23 protein-coding genes and 1 riboswitch are annotated in these 21,304 nt (G+C 71.1%); of the genes, 10 read left to right on the top strand and 13 right to left on the bottom strand.

The features are described from left to right. Positions 1-32: 32 nt before the first annotated feature. Entirely contained in the window at positions 33-89 is a 57-nt protein-coding gene (locus tag ACFQ6S_RS31190; RefSeq protein ID WP_071528813.1) for a trp operon leader peptide, read from the bottom strand. Positions 90-185: 96 nt separating this feature from the next. Here ACFQ6S_RS31190 and ACFQ6S_RS31185 point away from each other — a divergent pair, with 96 nt between their 5' ends. Beyond that, positions 186-1,538: a class II 3-deoxy-7-phosphoheptulonate synthase gene (locus ACFQ6S_RS31185; RefSeq protein WP_383417065.1), complete on the top strand. Its 1,353-nt coding sequence runs from the start codon at positions 186-188 to the stop codon at positions 1,536-1,538. A gap of 143 nt (positions 1,539-1,681) precedes the next feature. Beyond that, positions 1,682-1,915 (top strand): bacterioferritin-associated ferredoxin, encoded by a 234-nt coding sequence (locus ACFQ6S_RS31180; protein ID WP_383417266.1) that lies wholly within the window; start codon positions 1,682-1,684, stop codon positions 1,913-1,915. Here ACFQ6S_RS31180 and bfr read toward each other — a convergent pair. Beyond that, on the bottom strand, positions 1,912-2,388 hold the full coding sequence (gene bfr, locus ACFQ6S_RS31175) for a bacterioferritin (RefSeq protein WP_383417062.1): 477 nt from the start codon (positions 2,386-2,388) through the stop codon (positions 1,912-1,914). The two genes, ACFQ6S_RS31180 and bfr, sit on opposite strands and share 4 nt — an antisense overlap. 176 nt (positions 2,389-2,564) lie before the next feature. Between bfr and ACFQ6S_RS31170 the strand changes: the two genes are divergently transcribed. Further along, positions 2,565-3,197 carry a sulfite oxidase-like oxidoreductase gene (locus tag ACFQ6S_RS31170; protein ID WP_383417060.1) on the top strand — a complete coding sequence of 211 codons (633 nt, stop codon included), beginning with the start codon at positions 2,565-2,567 and terminating at the stop codon, positions 3,195-3,197. Between the two features lie 22 nt (positions 3,198-3,219). On the opposite strand, the gene ACFQ6S_RS31165 is transcribed toward ACFQ6S_RS31170, so the two are convergent. The 6 genes from ACFQ6S_RS31165 to thiO form a co-directional block, all read right to left on the bottom strand. After that, positions 3,220-3,705 (bottom strand): DUF4396 domain-containing protein, encoded by a 486-nt coding sequence (locus ACFQ6S_RS31165; protein WP_383417057.1) that lies wholly within the window; start codon positions 3,703-3,705, stop codon positions 3,220-3,222. A gap of 76 nt (positions 3,706-3,781) precedes the next feature. Beyond that, positions 3,782-4,645 (bottom strand): deoxyribonuclease IV, encoded by an 864-nt coding sequence (locus ACFQ6S_RS31160; RefSeq protein ID WP_383417054.1) that lies wholly within the window; start codon positions 4,643-4,645, stop codon positions 3,782-3,784. Between the two features lie 163 nt (positions 4,646-4,808). Next, complete coding sequence (gene pknB / locus ACFQ6S_RS31155; protein WP_383417051.1) at positions 4,809-6,782, bottom strand: Stk1 family PASTA domain-containing Ser/Thr kinase; 1,974 nt, start codon at positions 6,780-6,782, stop codon at positions 4,809-4,811. A 118-nt stretch (positions 6,783-6,900) separates the two neighbouring features. Then, on the bottom strand, positions 6,901-7,695 hold the full coding sequence (locus ACFQ6S_RS31150) for a thiazole synthase (RefSeq protein WP_383417049.1): 795 nt from the start codon (positions 7,693-7,695) through the stop codon (positions 6,901-6,903). A 3-nt stretch (positions 7,696-7,698) separates the two neighbouring features. Continuing rightward, entirely contained in the window at positions 7,699-7,911 is a 213-nt protein-coding gene (gene thiS / locus ACFQ6S_RS31145) for a sulfur carrier protein ThiS (protein WP_383417046.1), read from the bottom strand. Then, positions 7,908-9,074, bottom strand: a complete 1,167-nt coding sequence (gene thiO / locus ACFQ6S_RS31140; RefSeq protein ID WP_383417043.1) for a glycine oxidase ThiO — start codon at positions 9,072-9,074, stop codon at positions 7,908-7,910. The genes thiS and thiO overlap by 4 nt, the downstream gene beginning before the upstream one ends. After that, positions 9,072-9,183: riboswitch (TPP riboswitch) on the bottom strand. Its footprint overlaps the gene before it by 3 nt. A 52-nt stretch (positions 9,184-9,235) precedes the next feature. On the opposite strand from thiO, the gene ACFQ6S_RS31135 reads away from it, so the two are divergent. From ACFQ6S_RS31135 to ACFQ6S_RS31110, 6 genes are all read left to right on the top strand, one after another. Beyond that, positions 9,236-9,586, top strand: a complete 351-nt coding sequence (locus ACFQ6S_RS31135) for a hypothetical protein (protein ID WP_383417040.1) — start codon at positions 9,236-9,238, stop codon at positions 9,584-9,586. A gap of 32 nt (positions 9,587-9,618) precedes the next feature. Then, on the top strand, positions 9,619-10,836 hold the full coding sequence (locus ACFQ6S_RS31130) for an NAD(P)/FAD-dependent oxidoreductase (RefSeq protein ID WP_383417037.1): 1,218 nt from the start codon (positions 9,619-9,621) through the stop codon (positions 10,834-10,836). A 77-nt stretch (positions 10,837-10,913) separates the two neighbouring features. After that, a complete protein-coding gene (locus ACFQ6S_RS31125) occupies positions 10,914-11,279 on the top strand; it encodes an Rv2175c family DNA-binding protein (RefSeq protein WP_383417034.1) in 366 nt (121 codons plus the stop codon). A gap of 278 nt (positions 11,280-11,557) precedes the next feature. Next, positions 11,558-12,220, top strand: coding sequence for a thiamine phosphate synthase (thiE, locus tag ACFQ6S_RS31120; RefSeq protein ID WP_383417031.1), 663 nt, complete (start codon positions 11,558-11,560; stop codon positions 12,218-12,220). Between the two features lie 160 nt (positions 12,221-12,380). Next, the gene (metF, locus tag ACFQ6S_RS31115; protein WP_383417028.1) at positions 12,381-13,304 is read left to right on the top strand and encodes a methylenetetrahydrofolate reductase [NAD(P)H]; all 924 of its coding nucleotides are present in this window, start codon (positions 12,381-12,383) and stop codon (positions 13,302-13,304) included. 57 nt (positions 13,305-13,361) lie between these two features. Continuing rightward, on the top strand, positions 13,362-14,312 hold the full coding sequence (locus ACFQ6S_RS31110) for a hypothetical protein (protein ID WP_383417026.1): 951 nt from the start codon (positions 13,362-13,364) through the stop codon (positions 14,310-14,312). Between the two features lie 46 nt (positions 14,313-14,358). Here ACFQ6S_RS31110 and ACFQ6S_RS31105 read toward each other — a convergent pair whose 3' ends face one another. From ACFQ6S_RS31105 to ACFQ6S_RS31085, 5 genes are all read right to left on the bottom strand, one after another. After that, entirely contained in the window at positions 14,359-15,873 is a 1,515-nt protein-coding gene (locus tag ACFQ6S_RS31105) for a phytoene desaturase family protein (RefSeq protein WP_383417023.1), read from the bottom strand. Positions 15,874-15,928: 55 nt separating this feature from the next. Beyond that, complete coding sequence (locus ACFQ6S_RS31100; RefSeq protein ID WP_383417020.1) at positions 15,929-16,543, bottom strand: DUF4126 domain-containing protein; 615 nt, start codon at positions 16,541-16,543, stop codon at positions 15,929-15,931. A gap of 387 nt (positions 16,544-16,930) precedes the next feature. Continuing rightward, complete coding sequence (locus ACFQ6S_RS31095; protein ID WP_383417017.1) at positions 16,931-17,560, bottom strand: TetR/AcrR family transcriptional regulator; 630 nt, start codon at positions 17,558-17,560, stop codon at positions 16,931-16,933. Between the two features lie 23 nt (positions 17,561-17,583). After that, a complete protein-coding gene (locus ACFQ6S_RS31090) occupies positions 17,584-19,668 on the bottom strand; it encodes a YhgE/Pip family protein (RefSeq protein WP_383417015.1) in 2,085 nt (694 codons plus the stop codon). Further along, the gene (locus ACFQ6S_RS31085; protein ID WP_383417012.1) at positions 19,640-20,425 is read right to left on the bottom strand and encodes an ATP-binding cassette domain-containing protein; all 786 of its coding nucleotides are present in this window, start codon (positions 20,423-20,425) and stop codon (positions 19,640-19,642) included. Before ACFQ6S_RS31085 ends, ACFQ6S_RS31090 begins: the two co-directional genes overlap by 29 nt. 172 nt (positions 20,426-20,597) lie before the next feature. On the opposite strand from ACFQ6S_RS31085, the gene ACFQ6S_RS31080 reads away from it, so the two are divergent. Next, entirely contained in the window at positions 20,598-21,170 is a 573-nt protein-coding gene (locus tag ACFQ6S_RS31080; RefSeq protein ID WP_383417009.1) for an SAV_6107 family HEPN domain-containing protein, read from the top strand. Positions 21,171-21,304: the final 134 nt, after the last annotated feature.

Here is a 21,304-nt window from a genome sequence, read left to right as displayed (position 1 = left end):
GGCGGCCTTCGCGAAGTCTTTCGTACGCGCAGTCAGTGGGCCGCCGGATGAGCGGTCCACCACCAGTTCTGGGTCGAGTGCGCGAACATGCGAGGCACCCTACCCCATGTCCGAGTCGTGTACCTCGTGTCTCAATTGCTGGGCATGGGGCAGGACGCCCGACACGACCCCGTAATGTTGAGGTCGTGACCGTGAACGCTAAGACCAGCGCGAGTGCTGGCAACACCTGGCGAAACCTGCCCGCGGCGCAGCAGCCCGAGTACCCCGACACCGAGGCTCTGCGCGCAGTCGTTGCGGAGCTGGAGTCGTATCCGCCGCTCGTCTTCGCGGGCGAGTGCGACCAGCTGCGCGCCCGGATGGCTGCCGTCGCCAAGGGAGAGGCGTTCCTCCTCCAGGGCGGCGACTGCGCCGAGGCATTCGACGCGGTGTCCGCCGACCAGATCCGCAACAAGCTCAAGACCCTGCTCCAGATGGGCGCCGTCCTGACGTACGCCGGCTCGGTGCCGGTCGTGAAGGTCGGCCGGATCGCCGGCCAGTACTCCAAGCCGCGTTCCAAGGGCACCGAGACCCGCGACGGCGTGACCCTGCCGACGTACCGCGGCGACTCGGTCAACGGCTTCGACTTCAACGAGGCCGCCCGCATCCCGGACCCCGAGCGCCTGAAGCGGATGTACAACGCCTCCGCCTCCACGCTCAACCTGGTGCGCGCCTTCACCACCGGCGGCTACGCCGACCTGCGCCAGGTGCACGCCTGGAACCAGGACTTCGTGAAGTCGTCCCCGTCCGGCCAGCGCTACGAGCAGCTGGCCCGCGAGATCGACCAGGCGCTGAACTTCATGCACGCCTGCGGGGCCGACCCGGAGGAGTTCAAGACCGTCGAGTTCTACTCCTCGCACGAGGCGCTGCTGCTCGACTACGAGTCCGCGCTGACCAGGGTCGACTCCCGCACCGGGCAGCTGTACGACGTCTCGGCGCACATGGTGTGGGTCGGTGAGCGCACCCGGCAGCTGGACCACGCGCACATCGAGTTCGCCTCGCGGATCCGCAACCCGATCGGCATCAAGCTCGGCCCGACGACGACGGCCGAGGAGGCGCTGCAGTACATCGAGCGCCTCGACCCCGACCGCGAGCCGGGCCGGCTGACCTTCATCGTCCGCATGGGCGCGGACAAGGTCCGTGACAAGCTCCCCGAGCTGATCGAGAAGGTCACGGCCTCCGGCGCCACGGTGGCCTGGGTGACCGACCCGATGCACGGCAACACCTTCGAGGCGGCCTCCGGTCACAAGACCCGCCGCTTCGACGACGTGCTCGACGAGGTCAAGGGCTTCTTCGAGGTCCACAAGGGCCTCGGCACCCACCCGGGCGGCATCCACGTCGAGCTCACCGGTGACGATGTCACCGAGTGCGTGGGCGGCGGCGACGAGATCTTCGTCGACGATCTGCACCAGCGCTACGAGACGGCCTGCGACCCGCGGCTCAACCGCAGCCAGTCCCTCGACCTGGCGTTCCTTGTCGCGGAGATGTACAGGGACCAGTGACGGGCTCGCCTGTTACAGAAGCATGAGTGGGGCGCGGATCACATTCGATCCGCGCCCCACAGCACTTTTACCGATCCTGTGAGCCGGGTAAGGTTAGGTTAGCCTCACCGATCAAGGGGATGGCACATCGATCCCGCCGGGAGGTGAACCGCGTGTACGTCTGCAGTTGCTTCGGCATCACCGAGCAGCAGGTCAAGAAGCACGCGGAGGACGGTGCCTGCACTCCCCGCCAGATAGCTTCGGCCTGCAAGGCGGGCACGGACTGCGGGTCGTGTGTACGGCGCATCCAGGCGCTCCTGGGCAGGGATGCGTGCCCTCGCCGTGAGATGGCCGACCAGGGCAAGCCGATGCTCACCGGCCTGGCGGACGCCGCCTAGCTCGGCTGCTCGATCTGCTGCGCGATGTAGAGCGCCTCGCCGAGCTTGTCGATGAGCTCCAGCTGTGTGTCCAGGTAGTCGATGTGGTGCTCCTCGTCCTCGAGGATCGACTCGAAGATGTTCGCCGACGTGATGTCGCCCTTGGTACGCATCACCTCGATGCCGCGCTTGAGGCGGTCGATCGCCTCGACCTCGACCTGCCGGTCGGCCTGGAACATCTCCGTGACCGTCTGGCCGACCCGCACATGGAACAGCCGCTGGTAGTTGGGCAGGCCGTCCAGCATGAGGATGCGCTCGGTGAGCTTGTCCGCGTGCTTCATCTCATCGATGGACTCTTCACGCGTGTACTTGGCGAGCTTCGTCCAGCCTTTGTTGTCCTGGATCCGGTAGTGCAGCCAGTACTGGTTGATCGCGGTGAGCTCGCCGGTGAGCTGCTCGTTCAGGAATTCGAGGACCTCGGGGTCGCCCTGCATCGCTTCGGGCTCCTTCCAAGCGGGGGAACTGCCAGGTTGCGCCGCATGATTGCACCGGCGGCGAAGATCGTCCAGTAAGTCTTCACTTAGTAAGTAAGTGCATGCTTAGTCCAGTTTGGACGGAATTACGGAGGGTGGGGTCAGGTGCACTGCTTCGGGTCTGTCAGGATGGAGTCATGGGTCAGCCGGTGGAGCGCGAAAGCGGAGCAGCAGCACACTCCGAGCTTCCGCCGGGGCAGCGATTGCAGCGCGGCTGGCCGGTGACGCACTACGGACCGGTCCCGAAGTTCCGTCCCGAACGCTGGGAGTTCAGGGTGTTCGGCGCCACCGCCGACGGCGAGAAGCGCTGCTGGACCCACGAGGAGTTCGCGGCCCTGCCGTACACCACCGTCGTCGCCGATCTGCACTGCGTCACGAAGTTCAGCATGCTCGGTGCGGAGTGGGGCGGCATCCCGGCCCGTACGATCCTGGAGATCGCCCCGCCCGCGCCGGCCGTCACCCATGTGATGGTCTGGGCGGAGTACGGCTTCAGCTCCAATCTCCGCCTGGACGACTTCGCCTCCGAGGGCGCGATCTTCGCCACCCACAAGGACGGCGAACTGCTGACGGCGGAGCACGGTTTCCCCCTCCGTCTGGTCGTCCCTCATCTGTACGCCTGGAAGGGGCCCAAGTGGGTCCGTGGCGTCGAGTACATGACCGCCGACCGCCGTGGCTTCTGGGAGGAGCGCGGCTATCACAACATCGGCGATCCCTGGAAGGAACAGCGGTACTCGTACCAGGAGGAGCCCGGGGACGGCCCCGAGCTCTGACTCCTGATCCCTGCCGTGGCCGTCAGTGGTACTGGTGCACCACTGCATGCCCCTTGCCGCGGCCGATCATCCACTTGTTGACCGGCGTCGTCAGGACGAAGGCGACGGCCAGTGCGATGGCCAGTACCCACCAGAACAGCGGGTCGGTGAGCTCGGCGTCCATGGCGCCCGGCCACAGCACGATCACGCCGTTGTCGACCAGCTCCATCACCGCGATGGACAGGGTGTCCGCGGCCAGCGCCACCTTGAGCGCGGTGCGCAGGCTCACGCCCGCCTTCAGGACTCCGCGCAGGGTGAGCGCGTAGCCGAAGAAGAAGGCCAGGACGATCGCCAGGATCAGGGTCGCCACGGTGCCCCAGCCGAGCGCGGTGCCGATCACCATGCCCAGCACCTCGCCGATGGCACAGCCGGTGAGGCAGTGCAGGGTGGCCTGGGCGGCCATCGCCCAGCTGCTGGTGGCGGTCGCCTCGTGGTGGTGACCGTGTGCCGCGTGCGCTTCGTGCCGCATGAGTGCCCCCAATGTCAGGTCACGGTTCCCGCATCGAGCAAGAACCGTATACCCCCCTGGGGTATTCCGTAACGGACTATGCGTCGCGAAGTTTCTTCAGCCGCTCCACGTCCGCCGCGTGCCCTTCCTTCCCGCCGGGCGTCTCGATGATCAGCGGTACGCCCTCGGTGGCAGGGTGCGTCATCAGCGCCCGGAACGGGTCCTCGCCGATGTGGCCCGCGCCGATGTTCTCGTGCCGGTCCTTGTGAGCGCCGACGACGTCCTTGGAGTCATTGGCGTGGATCAGCTTCAGCCGGCCCTCGCCGACGGTGTCCACCAGCAGGTCGAGCGTCTGGTGCATACCGGAGGGGCCGGTCAGGTCGTGCCCGGCGGCGAAGATGTGACAGGTGTCCAGGCACACGCCCAGCTTCGGGTGGGCGTCCAGCGCCTCGAAGTACGGCCCGAAGTCCCAGGTGCGCGAGCACAGCGAGAAGCCCTGGCCTGCCGTCGACTCCAGCAGCAGGAACGGGTCGTCGTCGTGGGTCAGCTCGTCCAGCAGCGGCAGCATGTGCTCCCGTACCTGCTTCAGTGCCACCGAGCGCTCCCGGCCGCCGGTCGCGCTGCCCGTGTGCACGACCACGCCGAGCGCGCCGATCTCCCGCCCGCGCCGCAGCGAGTGCCGCAGCGACTCCACCGACTTCTCGACGGTCGCCTCGGTGTGCGAGCCGAAGTTGATCAGGTACGGCGCGTGCACATACGCCGGGATCGACTCGGCCTCGCACACCGCGCGGAACTCCTCGTCCTGCCGCGGGTTCCCGGCCGGGGTGGCCCAGCCGCGCGGATTCGCGACGAAGACCTGGACCGTCTCGGCCTTGAGATCGTGGGCGTAGGCGAGCCCGACGGAGCTGAGGCCGCCGGCCACGGGGACATGGCCGCCGACGGGGTTGCGCTGAGTTGTCACCGGTCAAGGGTCCCATGGGGGTGGGGCGCTTTCCGCGGTCGGGTGACTGCACCCAGCCGGGGGCGCGGGGAACTGCGCGAGCAACTCCCACCGGCCCGCAGGCGCCCGACGGCATGACGTGGCATGTCCATCGGCGCCCGGCGCAGGCCCGGCGCAGCGTCCGTCACCGGATGGTGATCGTGATCGTCGATCCCTTCGGTGCCGTCTTCCCGCCCTTCACGGACTGCTTCTTGACCGTGTCGCCGAACAGGCCGAGCAGACCGCGGTCCTCGTCGACCTCGAAGCCGGCGCCCTGCAGCTCGGCCTTGGCGTCGTCGACGCTGTCGCCGACCACGTCCGGGACCTCGATCATCTCGGGGCCCTTGGACAGCGTGAGCGTCACGGTGTCGCCCTCGGCGGCCTGCTTGCCCTCCGTCCGCGACTGCTGGGCGACCTGGCCCGCGTCGAACTCGGAGTTGACCCGTGCGGCGGCGATCTTCACCTTCAGGCCTGCCTCCTCCAGGTCGGCCCTGGCGTCGGCCGGGTCCTCGCCGGTGACGTCCGGGACGTCCACCGGGCTGCCCTTGCTGACGGTCAGCGCGACCGCGGAGCCGGAGCGGACCTTGGTGCCGTCACCGGGGTCCGAGGAGATCACCGAGCCCCGGGTGACCTCGTCGTTGAACTCCCAGACCGCCATGCCCGGTTGGAGACCGCTCTCCTTCAGCTCGCTCCTGGCCTTGGCCAGCGGGTAGCCCTGGAGGTCGGGCACCTTCACCGTCTCCGGTCCGGCCGAGATGACCAGCGACACGGAGTCGTTGTGCCGTATGCGGGCGCCGGTCTCCGGGTCCGTACTGATGACGGTGCCGCGCTTGACGGTGTCGCTGTAGGACCGCTCCACCTTGCCGACATCCAGCCCGGCCTCCTCCAGCCGGTCCCGGGCCTGCGCCTCGGTCTTGGACAGCAGCGGCGGGACCTGGGTGAACTGGCCGGAGTTGATGTACCAGATGCCGACGCCCAGGCCGAGGGCCAGCAGGACGGCGGCGACGATGACGAACGGGCCGCGCGGCCGGCGCGAGGCGCGCGATCGGTGCGCGGGCGGTGGGGGCGGCGGGGTCTCCAGCCGGCTGGTCCGGTTGAAGACGGCCTCGGGCTCGTGGCCGTTCACGGGCAGCGGCCGCGATGGGGGTCCCCCCGCGTGAGCGGAGCCGAGAGCGGGGGAGTTGAGCGCGCGCGGGATGACGCTCGTACGGTCGTCGGCGTTGCCGTGCTGCGTCGAGAGTGCCTGCGGCGGCACCGCGTCCAGCTGGTCCGCGCTGAGCGCGGCGCGCGTCTCCCGGGTCTGCGCGAGCAGCGCCACGGCGTCGTACGGGCGGATGTCCGGGGTGCGCGCGGTGGCCGAGGCGACCAGCTCGTCGAGCTCGTACGCCAGTCCCGGCACGGCCGCCGAGGGCGGCGGGACGTCCTCGTGCAGGTGCTTGTAGAGCACCACGGCGGGGGAGTCCCCGTCGTGCGGCTTGTCGCCGGTGAGCATCTCGTAGAGGACGACACCGCACGCGTACACGTCGACGCGGGCGTCGGCGGTGCCGGGCTGCTCTATCTGCTCGGGCGCGAGATAGGAGACGGTGCCGAGCACGGCACCGGTGGTGCTGGTCACGGTGTCCACCGACCGCACGAGCCCGAAGTCGGCGACCTTGACCCGCCCGTCGTCCCCTATCAGGACGTTCTCCGGCTTCATGTCCCGGTGCACGAACCCGGCGCGGTGCGCGGCGCCGAGCGCGGCCAGGACCGGCTCCAGGATGTCCAGGGCCGCCCGGGGCTGCAGCGCCCCGCGGTCGCGCAGTACGTCGCGCAGGGTGCAGCCCGCGACGTACTCCATGGCGAGATAGACGTACGACCCGTCGGTGCCCTGGTCGAAGACCTGCACCACGTTCGGGTGCGCCAGCCGGGCGACGGACTTCGCCTCCCGGATGAACCGGTCGACGAACACTCCGTCCACCGCAAGCGCGGGGTGCATCACCTTGAGCGCGAGCACGCGGTCCAGGCGGGTGTCCAGGGCCCGGTAGACCGTGGCCATCCCGCCGACGGCGATCCGCGCGTCCACGCGGTACCGGCCGTCGAGCACCTGCCCGACCAGAGGGTCCTGAAGGGTCGTATCCACGCAGGCGAGTGTACGAGCCGTCACCGACAGCCCCGCCCGTTCGGGCGTGATCGGAGCGGGACTGGAGCCGACCTGTGACGGACGCCTCACTGGCTCAATACCTTCGTCGAACATACGTTCAGAATGCGGGCCGCTCCGGATCCAGCCGCGCCAGGCCCTCCGCCGGAGACGACGCCTCCGCGAAGTGCCGCCGCGGGATCCGCCCTGCCCGATACGCCAGCCGCCCCGCCTCCACCGCGTGCCGCATCGCGTCGGCCATCAGCACCGGCTCCTGCGCCCGCGTCACCGCCGAGGCGAGCATCACGCCCGCGCACCCCAGCTCCATCGCGAGCGCCGCGTCCGACGCCGTACCGGCACCCGCGTCCAGAATCACCGGCACGCGCGCGTGCTCCACGATCAGCTGGAAGTTGTGCGGATTGCGGATGCCGAGCCCCGACCCGATGGGCGAGCCCAGCGGCATGATCGCCGCACAGCCGACGTCCTCCAGCTTCCGCGCCAGCACGGGGTCGTCATTGGTGTACGGCAGCACCGTGAAACCGTCGTCCACCAGTGTCTCGGCGGCGTCCAGCAGCTCGATCGGATCCGGCAGCAGCGTCCGCTCGTCGGCGATGACCTCCAGCTTGATCAGCTCGCTGCCGAGCGCCTCGCGCGCGAGACGGGCCGTCAGTACGGCCTCACCCGCCGTGAAGCACCCCGCGGTGTTCGGCAGCACCCGGATCCCGAGCTTCTCCAGCACGGACAGCACCGAACCGTGCACCGACGGGTTCACCCGCCGCATCGCGACCGTCGTCAGCTCGGTCCCGGACGTCACCAGCGCCCGCTCCAGCACCTCCAGGCTGGGCGCCCCGCCCGTGCCCATGATCAGTCGGGACGTGAAGGACGTACCGCCGATGACAAAGGGATCGTCGGCCATGGGTCAGCCTCCTTGGACGGCGGTGAGGACCTCTACGCGATCGCCCTCGGAGAGGGGCGTCGAGGGCCACTGCGCGCGCGGGACGACGGTTTCGTTGAGGGCGGCCGCCACTCCGGAGGGCGCCGCGGTGAAGGACAGTACGAGCGTGTCGAGAGCCGTGCCCGGCTCGATCTGCCGACGCTCGCCGTTGACCGAGATGGTGACCGGGATGCTCATACGGGCTGCTCCGTGAGTGCGGCGGGACTGAAGCGCCTGGGCGTGAACGGACGGGCCTCGTCCGGGAGTTCACCGGTAGCCAGGACGTGCGCCATGGCGTCCCCGGTGACGGGCGTGAGCAGCACGCCGTTGCGGTAGTGCCCGGTCGCCAGCGACAGGCCCGCCAGCTCGGTCGGCCCGAGCAGCGGCGCGTTGTCGGGGGAGCCCGGGCGCAGGCCGGCCCGCGTCTCGGTGAGCGGCAGTTCCGTGATGCCCGGCACCAGCTCATGGGCGTCGCGCAGCAGTTCGTAGACGCCGCCCGCGGTCACCGTCGTGTCCCAGCCCAGCTCCTCGCTCGTCGCCCCGACGACCAGCTCCCCGCTCTCGCGCGGCACCAGATACACCTGGCTGCCGCGCACCACGGCCCGCACGGTCCGGCTCAGGAACGGCGCGTACCGCTTCGGCACCGTCAGCCGCAGCACCTGCCCCTTCACGGGCCGCACCGGCGGCAGTACGTCGTCCGGGACGCCCGCGAACTGCCCGCTGAGGCTGCCACCCGCGAGGACCACCTGGTCCGCGCCCAGCCCGGTGCCGTCCGTCGTGGTGACACCGGCCGCCCGGTCCCCTGCGACGTCGAGGCGCTCGGCCCAGGTGCGGTGGAAGAGCACGCCGGCCCGCTCGCACGCCACCACCAGGGCTCCCGCCAGCCGCCGCGGGTCGATCTGGTGGTCGCCGTCGACCCGCAGCCCGCCGCGCACCCCGGGCGCGAGCATCGGCTCCAGTCGCCGGCACTCCCGCCCCGACAGCCACTCGGAGTCCAGCCCCGACTGGCGCTGCAGGGCGTGCAGTTCGCGCAGATGCGTGCGGTCGTCGGCGTCCAGCGCCACGGCGAGCGTGCCGCACCGGCGGTAGCCGAGGTCGTGGCCGGTGAGGTCGGTGAGTTCGGCCGCGAAGTCAGGGTAGCGGCGGGCCGAGGCGAGGTTCAGGCCCAGCAGGGTCTGCTCGCCGTAGTGCAGTTCCGTGACGGCGGCCAGCATTCCCGCGGCCACCCGGGCGGCGCCGCCACCCGGCTCGGGGTCCACGACGGCCGTCGTGAACCCGCGCTGCGCGGCCCGCCACGCCGTGACCAGGCCGATGATTCCGCCCCCGATGACGAGGACGTCTGAAGTTCGCGTACGCGACATGGGCGTCCAGCCCCTCCCTTCGCCGGCATGACCCGGATCAGGTTCGTACGGTCGGAGGCCGCCAGCCTCCCTCTCAGCCCGGTGCGTCCGGGCTCCCGCGAGTGCTCTACGTTGGCCACCCTAGCCCGCCCCCGCACCTCTCAGTAAGGGAGCCCGTGTCCATGGCCCGCTCGCTCGACGGTCTCGTCCTCGCCCCCGTCGCGGACCAAGCCCCAGGTCAGGTGGGTACCCGCACCCGGTTCACGTACCACGAGAAGGACGGCGAGATCTGGGCCGAGTACGCGGGCGGGGACGTCGTACGCGGGCACCTGGTGGGCACCCGGGAAGGCGACCGGCTGGACTTCCGGTACGTCCAGCTGAAGCGGGACGGGACGACGTCGTCGGGGCACTGTGAGTCCACGGTGGCCGAGCTCGCCGACGGGCGGGTGCGGCTGGAGGAGAGCTGGGAGTGGGAGTCGCAGGCGGGCCGCGGCACCAGCGTTGTGGAGCAGGTCACTGAGCACGACTCCTGACTGACGAATTGTCAGTTGTCTATGGTGATCAGGTGAGCGAGCAGACGACGCAGTCGCAGCGGTCAGTGGTCGTCGCCGGCGCCGGCATGGCCGGAGTGCAGACGGCGGTCGCCCTGCGGGAACAGGGCTTCACCGGCACCGTCACCCTGATCGGCGCCGAGCCCCACCAGCCGTACGACCGGCCGCCCCTGTCCAAGGCCGTACTGCTCGGCAAGGCCGAGGGTTCCGCCTTCGACATCGACTTCGACGCGCTCGGCGTCGACCTGCGGCTGGGGCGCGAGGTGCAGGGCGTGCGCACCGCCGACCACGAACTGGACACCGAGGCCGGGCCCGTCCCGTACGACGTCCTCGTGCTCGCCACCGGCGCCGAACCGATCCGGCTGCCGGGCGCGGAGGGCGTACCCGGCGTGCATCTGCTGCGCACCCTGGACGACGCCGAGCGGCTGCGGCCGGTGCTCGCCCGGCAGCACGAGATCGTGGTCGTGGGGGCCGGCTGGATCGGTGCGGAGTTCGCCACGGCCGCGCGTGAGGCGGGCTGCGCGGTGACGGTCGTGGAGGCCGCCGACCGGCCGCTGGCGGGTGCGCTGCCCGCCGAGGTGGCCGCGCCGATGACCGCCTGGTACGAGGACAGCGGGACGGTGCTGCGCACGCACGCGCGCGTGGCGCGCGTCGAGCCCGGCGCGGTGATCCTCGACGACGGCTCGCGGCTGCCCGCGGGCGCCGTCGTGGTCGGCATCGGGGCCCGCCCCGCCACCGCCTGGCTGGCCGGCTCGGGCATCGAGCTCGGCGCGTACGGCGAGGTCGTCGCCGACGACCGGCTGCGCACGTCCGTGCCGGACGTCTACGCGGTCGGCGACTGCGCGTCCTTCCCCTCCGGGCGCTACGGCGAGCGGCTGCTGGTCCACCACTGGGACAACGCCCTCCAGGGCCCGCGCACGGTCGCCGCGAACATCCTCGGCGAGACCTCCGCCGTCTACGACCCGGTGCCGTACTTCTGGTCCGAGCAGTTCGGCCGCTTCGTCCAGTACGCCGGCCACCACGCCGCCGCCGACACCACCCTCTGGCGCGGCGACCCGTCGGGCCCGGCATGGACCGTCTGCTGGCTGCGGGGCGACCGCCTCGTCGCCCTTCTGGCGGTGGGCCGGCCGAGGGACCTCGCGCAGGGGCGACGGCTGATCGAGTCGGGCACGCCCATGAACGCACAGCTGCTGACGGACCCGGCGAGGCCGCTGAAGGGGGCGACGGCGTAGCGCGTTGAGGCGACAGCCCCTCCCTGGTGGACCGGCCTGACTTCCGACTGTCAGTGGCAGATGGCAGGCTTGTTTCCGTGACCGAGATTGACGCAAAGATCGATGCTCTCGTCCCCGCCTGGCTCACCCTGCCCGACATCGCCGAACAGTTCGATGTCGAGGTGACCCGCGTCCGGCAGTTGGTCAAGGAGGGCCAGCTCATCGCCGTACGCCGTGGTGAGAACCGCGCGCTGCACGTCCCTGCCGCCTTCATCGACGGTGACAAGGTCGTCAAGGGCCTGACCGGGACCCTGACGCTGCTGCGGGACGACGGCTTCACGGACGAAGAGATGCTGGAGTGGCTCTTCACCCCCGACGAGAGCCTGCCCGGCACCCCCGCGCAGGCCCTCAGTGAGAATCGCGGCACGGAGGTGAAGCGCCGCGCCCAGGCGCTCGCCGTCTGATCCGACCAGTACATCCGAACATCGTCCGGCGTACGGGCCGGGGCCTGCGGGCCACGGCCGCGGTCGACCGCGGCCGGGTGCGGGGTGTGCCGCCCATGTGGCGGAGCACCCGCCGCGCCGGGTCTCCGGGTCCTCGGACCCGGCCCGTACGCCATCGACAGACGGCACCGCCGCAGCCGCCGGCAGGTGCCGTCCGCGCGCTCCGCTGCGGCTACCGTGCCACCGTCCGGCACCCGCCCGACCCACCCGCCCGGCAACCCGAACACAGGGGGCACCCCATGTCCGACACCGTCACCGCAGGCAGCGTCCGCAGTCAGCTCGCCGACGCCCGGCTCTACCTCTGCACCGACGCCCGCAAGCGGCAGGGCGACCTCGCGGAGTTCCTGGACGTCGTGCTGGCCGGTGGGGTCGACATCGTGCAGTTGCGGGACAAGGGCATGGAGGCGGCCGAGGAGCTGGAGCATCTGAAGGTCTTTGCCGACGCCTGCGCCCGGCACGGCAAGCTTCTCGCGGTCAATGACCGTGCCGATGTGGCGCACGCCGCGGGCGCCGACGTCCTGCACCTGGGCCAGGGCGATCTCCCGGTCCCCGCCGCCCGCGCAGTCCTCGGGGACGACATCCTCATCGGCCGCTCCACGCACGCCGACGCCGAGGCCGACGCGGCCGCGGCCCAGGACGGCGTGGACTACTTCTGCACCGGCCCCTGCTGGCCGACCCCCACCAAGCCCGGCCGCCACGCCCCCGGCCTCGACCTGGTCCGGCACACCGCCGCCCTCGGCACGGACCGTCCCTGGTTCGCCATCGGCGGCATCGACCTCGGCAACCTCGACCAGGTGCTGGAGGCGGGCGCCCGCCGAGTCGTGGTCGTACGGGCGATCACGGAGGCCACGGACCCGGGTGCCGCTGCGGCGGAGTTCGCGAAGCGGCTGCGGCAGGCGTAGGTCCAGCGCGTCTCATCCAGTGGTCGCCGTGGCCGTGTTCCGGTGAACTTGGCGCCCTGTTCGGTCCTTGTTTGTCCAAGGAGTGGACAACAGGCCGACAAATCGGGCAAATGTCCGGTGTGCGGTTGGGGGACCGGGGCCCCCTGGCTAACCTGCGGGTATGGCCCTCGGCACCGCATCCACCAGATCGGACCACGCTCGTACCGTGCGCGAGATGCTCGCGACCGGCAAAACGACGTATTCCTTCGAGTTCTACGCCCCCAAGACCCCGAAGGGCGAGCGGAACCTGTGGAACGCGCTGCGCCGGGTCGAGGCCGTAGGACCCGACTTCGTCTCCGTGACCTACGGGGCGGGCGGTTCCACCCGCGCCGGCACCGTCAAGGCGACCGAGGCCATCGCCTCGGACACCACGCTCACGCCGATCGCCCACCTCACCGCCGTCGACCACTCGGTGGCCGACCTGCGCAACATCATCGGCCAGTACGCCGACGCCGGGATCCGCAACATGCTGGCGCTGCGCGGCGACCCGCCCGGTGACCCGCTGGGCGACTGGGTGCGGCATCCGCAGGGCCTCACCTACGCCGCCGAGCTCGTCGAGCTGATCAAGGCGTCCGGCGACTTCTGCGTGGGCGTCGCGGCCTTCCCCGCGATGCACCCGCGCTCCGCCGACTCGGAGACCGACGTCGGGCACTTCGTCGACAAGTGCCGCGCGGGCGCGGACTACGCGATCACGCAGATGTTCTTCGAACCGGAGGACTATCTGCGACTGCGTGACCGGGTGGCGGCCGCCGGCTGTGACACCCCGATCATCCCGGAGATCATGCCCATCGCCAGCACGAAGACGCTGGAGCGGATCCCGTCCCTCACCAACGCCGCGTTCCCCGACGCCCTGAAAGAGCGGATCCTCACAGCCAAGGACGATCCGGCGGCTGTACGCTCCATTGGCATCGAGTTCGCCACGGAGTTCTGCGCTCGGCTGCTGGCCGAGGAAGTGCCCGGACTGCACTTCATCACGCTCAACAACTCCACGGCTACGCTGGAAATCTACGAGAACCTGGGCCTGCACCACCCACCGCAGGCCTAGACCGGCCGTCCTGACATACGTCACACTGCGTAGGCGGCCACTGGGAGAGGGGCGTACATGGGCTGGACGGTCCTCTACATCGCGTTCGGCGTCGTCGCGCTGTGGCTGCTCGGCGAGGTGTTGCTGCAGTACAAGGCGCGGCTGCGCTGGCGGCTGCTCGCCTTCGTCGGCTTCCTCGGCGTCGTGGTCGGGGTGCTGATCCCGTCCGTCGTCGTCATCGGTCTGGGCGCGGCTGCCTTCGCGGTCGGCCAGACCTACGTCACGCTGTCGTTCCGCCGCGGCTTCTCAGCCGGCTGGGCTGTCTCCGCGCCCGCGCTGGGCCCCCTCGGCAGCAAGCGCCGCCGCGACGAGCCGGAGCGCCAGGAGCCGACCCTGGAGGTCTCCGACCTGGAGGCGTCCGAGAGCGCATTCGCGGGCGGCGAAGCCCAGTACGGCCGGGACGGCGCCGGCTACGGCGACGACTACGACCGCGACGACGTCTTCACCCCCTCGCGCGCACAGCCCACGGCAGCGGAGACCACCGCCGTCTACGAGCCGCAGCCCATGCCGGAGGACACCGGCTCGTACGGCATATACAACGGCGCCGCCTACGCCGCCGCCGACCAGAACTACGCAGCCACGGGCCAGCCCCAGGACCAGTACGCGACGGCCGACCAGGGCTACGCGTACGACGCCTACGCCGGCTACGACCAGCAGCAGTACGGCTACGACCCCAACGGCCAGCAGCAGTACGCCGCCTACTCCGACCCGTACATCGGCACCCAGACCTACGACGGCGCCTCCTACGACGCCTACGGCCAGCAGCAGTACGGCCAGCAGGGCTACGGCCAGGACCAGTACGCCACCGGCACCTACGGCGAGACCCCGTCCAACGGCGTCTGGGTCCCGCAGCAGCGCACCGACGAGACGTACGGCGGCGAACTCCCGCCGGAGCAGCAGTACCCCTACCAGGGCAACGGTCAGCAGCAGGGGCAGGGGCAGGGGTACGACGAGCAGTACCGTTTCTGACGGCCCCGTTTGCTGACGGCCCCGCGCGGCATGGCTCACGCGCGGGTCACTGAGAGCCGCGGAACTCCGGCCCTTCCACGATCAGCCCGGCGACCAGCGCGCCCGACATGCCGGCGTGCGGGAGCCCGCCGCCCGGGTGGGACCAGCCGCCCGCCGTGAACAGGCCCGATATCGCCGTGCTGTTGGACGGGTGCAGCAGTCGCCCCTCGGCCGCGGCCAACGCCGGTGCCGGAACCGCTCCGCCCTGCGCACCGGTCGTCTCCGCGATGTCGGCCGGGGTGCGCACCTCGTGCCAGAGAAGCCGGTCGCGCAGGTCCGGCACGGCACGCTCGGCGACGGCGATCAGGTGCTCCGCGTGCCGAACGAAGACCTCCGACTCCGCCCGGCCCGCGTCGGACTGCGCCGGCACCGTCGCGGTGAGGGTGATCGCCTCATGGCCGGCGTCCGGAACCAGCGCCGGGTCATCGGGCCGCAGCACCGTGACCGTGCCCCGTGCGGCCAGGCCGCCGGAGCCGCCGAACAGGGTGTCCAGCTCGGTCTGACGGTCCTGCGCATGCACCACCGCGCGGTGAGCCGTACCCTCCGGCCGGCCGCCGCGCAGTGCCAGCAGCACCGTCAGACGGCTCGCCGCCCCGTGCTGGGGCGCGACCTCGCCCTCGCCCCGGATCGCCGTCCCCCGGACGAGACGGTCCAGCATCCTCGGCGCGACGCCGGCGACCACGAAGTCGGCCTCCGTCACCGTCCCGTCGGCGAACTCCACCCCCGCCGCCCGGCCGTCCTTCTCCAGCACCCCGGTGACCTCCGCGCCGAAGCCGAACTCGACCTTGCGGGCCAGGCACCGCTCGTACACCGCCCGCGCCAACTCCCGCATGCCGCCCCGCACATACCAGGTCCCGAAGGCATGCTCCAGGTACGGCAGTACCGCAGCGCTCGCCGGGGCCGTGCCGGGGTCCAGGCCGTACGCCAGCGCGTGGCTCTCCAGCAGGGCGACGAGCCGGGGGTCGCGCAGCTCCCAGGCGCCGACCTCGGCGAGCGTGCCTGCCCTGCGGGTGCGCAGGAGTCGCTTGTGGGGGACCGACGGATAGGGCTCACGCCCGGCCAGCACCTGCCAGTTCGGCCACAGGGGCTCTTCCAGCAGTGGTCTGCGGGTGCGGTCCCAGGCCTCGCGGGCGCGGACCAGGAAGTCACCCCAGCGCCCGCCCGTGCCGGCGCCCAGCGCCTCGTCCAGGGCGGTGACGACACCCGCGCGCGAGGCGTTCGGCAGCGAGACCTCGGTGTCGTCCGCGAAGACGTGCCGCGCGGACGGGTCGACCTGGACCAGCTCGACGCACGCCTCCAGCGGCTCCTTGCCGGTCTTGATGAACAGATCGCGGTACACGGCGGGGAGGGGGAGCAGGCCCGGGCCCGTGTCGAAGCCGAAGCCGTCGCGCTCGAAGCGGCGCACCGCTCCGCCGTATGTCTCCGTGCGCTCGTACACCGCCACCCGGTGGCCCGCGACGGCCAGCCGGGCAGCGGCCGCCATGGCGCCCATGCCGGCGCCGATCACCGCAATCCTTGCCATGCCTGGGACTTTATCGGCCGGCACCGACAACGGCCCACTGACCTCGCAGAACGGCTCAGCCGGGCCGCTGCGTCACCGCATGCGCGAGCCGTTTCTCCGCCCGCCGCTCGGCCCGGCGGCGCAGGAAGCGGCGGATCCGCGAGACCAGGAAGTAGAGCAGGAACATCCCGGCCAGCAGCAGGGCACCCGCGACCACGGCCGCCGCCACGGGATGGAAGATCGCGAAGGTGATGATCGCGGCCACCCCGAGATCCTCGGCGAGGCTCACCACGACGTTGCTGAACGGCTCGGGCGAGGTGTTGACCGCCATCCGCGTCCCGGCCTTGACCAGGTGGCTGAGCAACGCCGTGGAACCGCCGACCGCGCCCGCCGCCAGCTCCGGCACCGACCCGCTCTGCCCGGCGAGCAGCGCGGCGACGACCGCGCCCGACACCGGCCGGATCACCGTGTGCACCGAGTCCCACGCCGAGTCGACGTAGGGGATCTTGTCGGCGACGGCCTCGCAGAGGAACAGCACGCCGGCGGCGATCAGGACGTCGGGCCGCTGCAGCGCCTCGGGCACCTCGTCGCTCAGCCCCGTCGCCCCGAATATGCCGAGCAGCAGCACCACGGCGTAGGCGTTGATGCCGCTGGCCCAGCCGCTTGTGAACACCAAAGGGAGTACAGACACGGGGGCGATCGTAGCCAGTCGGCGGCACCGGGTCCTGGGGGTGCGTGCGCAGCTCTGAGTACCCGTACCTAGCCGGTGAGATGAGTACGCGCGCGGATGGGGCGCGACCTGCGTCAACGAGAGAGTGGAGCCACGGAGAAGGGGAGCGGCTCCGGCACCGGCGACACGGGGCGCCGGAACGGAGCGTCCCCGGATCCGCTCCTTCCGCCGGCCCGGTGTCGGCGGGAGTGAGACCGGGGGACCCGGGGGAACGACCGAACGGGGGTCCAGGGGGACACGGGGGAGTACGGGGGAATCGGGGGAGCACGAGAGGGCGCCGGTTCGAGGTGGCCCGCGGGGGACGCGGCCACATCGAACCGGCGCTTTCGTGTGCGTGCGCCGGACGCCTCAGCGGCGTCCGCTCACCCGGCCCTGCAACAGCCGCGACAGCGCCGCGTGCACATCGTCCAGGGAGCGTTCCGGCTGGAAGGACTGCCAGTCCAGCGCGGCCACCAGGACCATGCCGACCAGGGCCGCCGCGGTCAGCGGAACGTCGATCTCCTCGCTGAACTCGCCGCTCTCCACGCCCTCGCGCAGCACGCCCTCGACGACGGCCACGGCCTGCTGCCGGACCACCATCAGCGTGGACTGCCAGGCCCGGTTCGTCCGCCACAACTCGGCGACGTACAGCTGGGTGAAGGACGGGTAGCGCTCGATGAAGACCAGCCCCGCGCGGATCATCGCGTCCAGGGCGTCGACCTTGCCGCCGCCTTCCCGGGCGGTCTGCTCGGCGGCCTCGCGCAGGGAGGCGGTGAGCAGGCCCACTCCGTGCCGCAGAAGCTCCTCGAAGAGGACCGACTTGCTCGCGAAGTTGTAGTAGACCGTGCCCTTCGCCACCCCGGCCCGCTCGGCGATCTCGTCGACCGTGGTGGCGGAGAAGCCCTGCTCGGCGATGAGTGTGACGGCCGCCTCGTAGAGCTTCTGCCGGGTGGCCTCACGGCGCGTGCTGCCGCCCGACGCGGCGTTGCTGCTTTCCATGCGCCTGATTGTCCCGCGCGCGCTCACAGGCTCAGCTCCGGGTGCAGCCGGTCGAGCGTCCAGACCTGGCGGCGACGGGCCGACAGCGCGGTCAGCGCGAGCGCGCCCGCGGTGAAGGCGACGAGCACCAGACACGCCTGCCACACCGGTCCCAGGCCGCCGCCCGTGATGAGCCTCCGCAGGGCCTCCACGACGTAGCTCATCGGGAGGAAGGGGTGCAGCGCGTTGAAGAAGCCCGGGCTGGTCTGCACGGGGTAGGTGCCGCCCGCGGAGGTCAACTGGAGCATCAGGAGGGCCAGGACGAGGATCCGGCCCGCCGCACCGAAGCGTGCGTTGAGCCACTGCACGATCGCCGCGAAGCACGCCGTCACCAGGAACAGGAAGCCCACCGTCCCGGCCGCCCGCACCATCTGCAGCCCGACGGCCCAGTGCAGCACCGACATCAGGGCGATGGTCTGCAGCACCCCGATCGCCACCACGGGCAGCCATCCGGCCAGCGCGATCCGCCACGCCGGGGCGCCCGCGGCGAGCGCGCGCCGGTTCATCGGCGCGATCAGCATGTACGCCACCATCGCGCCCACCCACAGGGACAGCGGGATGAAGTACGGGGCGAATCCGGTGCCGTAGTTGGGCGCCTTGTGCAGGTCCTTGGAGAGCAGCTGGACCGGGTCGGCCATCACCTCGGTGCGCTGGTCGCGGGCCTTCTTGTCGTAGTCGGGGATCTGCCCCGCACCGTCGTGCAGCCCGTCGGAGAGCTTCCCGGAGCCGTCGACGAGCTTGTAGATACCGCCGTTGAGGTCGTACGCGCCGGTCTTCAGTTCGCCCAGGCCGGTGTCCAGGTCGGCCGCGCCGGTCCGGGCGTCGCCCAGCCCCGAGTGCAGCTTCTTGGCGCCCGCGGCGACCTTCGTGGCGCCCTGGTTGAGCTTGTTGATCCGGCCGACGGCGTCGTCGAGGTCCTCGGAGAGGCGGGGCGCGCGGTCGGCGAGACCCTGAGCCTGCTTCTGGAGCGTGGCGAGGTGCTTGTCGAGCTTCTTCAGATCGCCGTCCTGGTCGGCGATCAGCGTGTTGAGGTCGTCGGCGATCGTCGCCACGTCGGCGGCCGACTGCTTCGCCTTCTTCAGGTCGGAGCAGGCCGGGTCGGGCAGCACGGCGTCCTCGCAGCGCGCTTTGTAGATCAGGGTCAGCGCGTCGGACGCCGTATGGGCGCCCTTGGCGGCGGCCGGGGCGCGCTCCACCAGGTCGTCGAGGTTGTTGCGGATCGCTCCCGAGGAGTCGGCGACCAGTTGGGCGGTGTCCCCGATGGTCTTCTCGTTGTCCTTCAGGAACGGGCCGATCTTCTTGTCGATCCCGTTGACCTTGTCGGCCAGCGTCCGCGTTCCCTCCGCGACCCGCCGGGAACCGTCCTCCAGATCGCCCGCGCCCTTGTTGAGCTTCTTCAGGCCGGTCGACAGCTTGCCGCTGCCCGCCTTGGCGTCCTTCATTCCGTCGGCGAGGTCCTTGGAGCCCTTCTCCGCCTTCCCGATGCCGCCTTCCAGCCTGTCGGCGCCGTTCGCGGCCTTGACCGTCGCGCCGTGGATGTCGGAGAACGACACGAAGATCCGGTCCAGGAACGAGCGCGACGCCTTCGTCGACGCGGCCTCGCGCACCTCGCTGAAGACCGTCCGTGAGATCTGCCCGACGATGTAGTTGTTCGCGTCGTTCGTACGCACCTGAAGGGCGCCCGTCTCCGGCGAGTCGCCCGCGCTGGAGGCGATCCGCTCACTGAAGTCGGAGGGCATGGTCAGCGACAGGTAGTAAGTGCCGTTCTCGACGCCCTTCTTGGCCTCGGCGGCACCGACCTCGCGCCAGTCGAAGACGTCGCTCTCGCGCAGCCCCTTGGTGATGTCGTCGCCGGCGGTGAGCTTCTTCTCCCCGACGGACGCCCCCTTGTCGTCGTTCACGAGCGCCACGGGGATCTTGTCGAGCCGGCCGTACGGGTCCCAGAACGACCACAGGTACAGGGCGCCGTACAGCAGGGGCAGCACCAGCAGCGCGACCAGGGCGGCGCGCGGCAGCTTCCCCCGGCCGAAGCGCCTCAGCTCAAGCGCGGCCAGCCTCGGCGAGCGCATCGGCGGCCTCCTTTCCGTCGGAATCCGCATCGTCCTGCGTCTCTTCGGCGCTGTCGGTCGCCGCCTGCGTGGACACCTTGACGGTGCCGTCCGGGGCTTCGCTGCACACCGCCACGACCGTGGTCCCGGCCTCGGCGATGGACTTCAACAGCGCCCAGACCTCGGCCCGTTCGGCGTCCGAGAGCTTGAGGTCGGTGTCGTCGACACCGAGCAGCCGGGGACGCCCGATCAGGGCCAGCGCGACGGACAGCCGCAGCGCCTCCGAACGCTCCAGATCCCGTACGGCCGTACGGGAGCCCTTCGGCAGCGAGTCCAGGTCGAGGCCCGCAGCCTTCAGGGCGGCGTCGACCCGAAGCCGTTCCGCCGCCTTCCGCTCGGCACGCGGGCGCACCAGCCCGCGCAGCGAATCGCCGAACCGCCGCTGGAGCAGCGCCCGTTCGTGGAGGTGCTCGGCGACGGTCAGGGCCGGGTCCAGGTCGGTCACACCCGGAACGTGGGCCAGGGCGCTGACGCGCCGTACCGCCGCCAGGCGCTTGGGCACTGTCGCCCCGTCCACCGTGGCGCTTCCCTCGGTGGGCTTCATCCGCCCGGTGAGCGCCATCAGCAGGCACGTACGGCCGGTGCCCGACGGCCCCTCGATCGTGATCAGCGAGCCGGGCTCCGCCTCGAAGGAGACCCCGCGGAACGCCCATCCGCGGGGCCCTTCGAGCCCGAGGCCCTGGGCCGTGACGCCGGCTCCGGTCACGGTTCCCCCCATCCCTGCCCCCATTCCCCAATTTGAACTGACTGGTCAGTGCAAAACTTAGTCCGAACTTTCGCTCGAAGCAAAAGCGCAGGTCAGAACGGATTGTCAGTGCCATACCTCACGATGGGCACATACGGCATCCCGTATCGGGCATGCCGTCACACAGACGACCAGGAGGTTCGTCATGGCCAGCTATAACGCAGCCGCCGCCCGCCGGCGCCGCGCCACCGGCCCTGCCCCCTCACTGACCGGCCCGGCGAGCGACGTGCACCCCGTGCTCCGCCGGACCACGGCCCCGCCCGCCGCCCTCGACCTGCTCGCCCAGGCCCGTGCCGGACTGGACGAGGCCACCGTTCTGGAAACGCCGAACGAGCGCTATGCCACGGCCCACCTGGCCGCCCTGCGCATCGCCGCCGCCGTGCTCGCCGCGCGCGGGCGCCCGGAGCCCACGTCCAGGCGGCGGCCCCGCATCAGGAGCGCTTGGGAAGTGCTCCCCGAGATCGTGCCCGAACTCACCGAGTGGAGCGCCCTGTTCGCCTCGGGCGCCCGGCGCCGCGCCCGTGCCGAGGCAGGCATACAAGGCGCGGCGAGCCGCCGGGACGCCGACGACCTGATACGCGACGTGGCGATGTTCCTGCGCCTCGTCGAGCGGATGCTGGTGCTCCAGCCGGTCCTGCCCCAGCCGCGCCCGGACGCGGACGAGGAGGGGGCGGGCAGCACGGGTCACGGGCGCGACGACATCCCGGACGCGGGCTGACACGGACCGGCGGGCGTCGTGCCGCACCCGGCCCTGCGCCCGGTCGTGGCCCTTGACCGCCGCCCGGCCGTCCGTCGGGCGAGACGCACGGCGTCGCGCGGCACCGCGATGGCGGGGTGGGACGTCGCAGGCAA

The sequence above is a fragment of the Streptomyces sp. NPDC056479 genome (assembly GCF_042795335.1).
GTDB lineage: Bacteria > Actinomycetota > Actinomycetes > Streptomycetales > Streptomycetaceae > Streptomyces.
The sequence above is the reverse complement of the archived record's forward strand: the minus strand, read 5'-3'. Positions and strand labels throughout refer to the sequence as shown.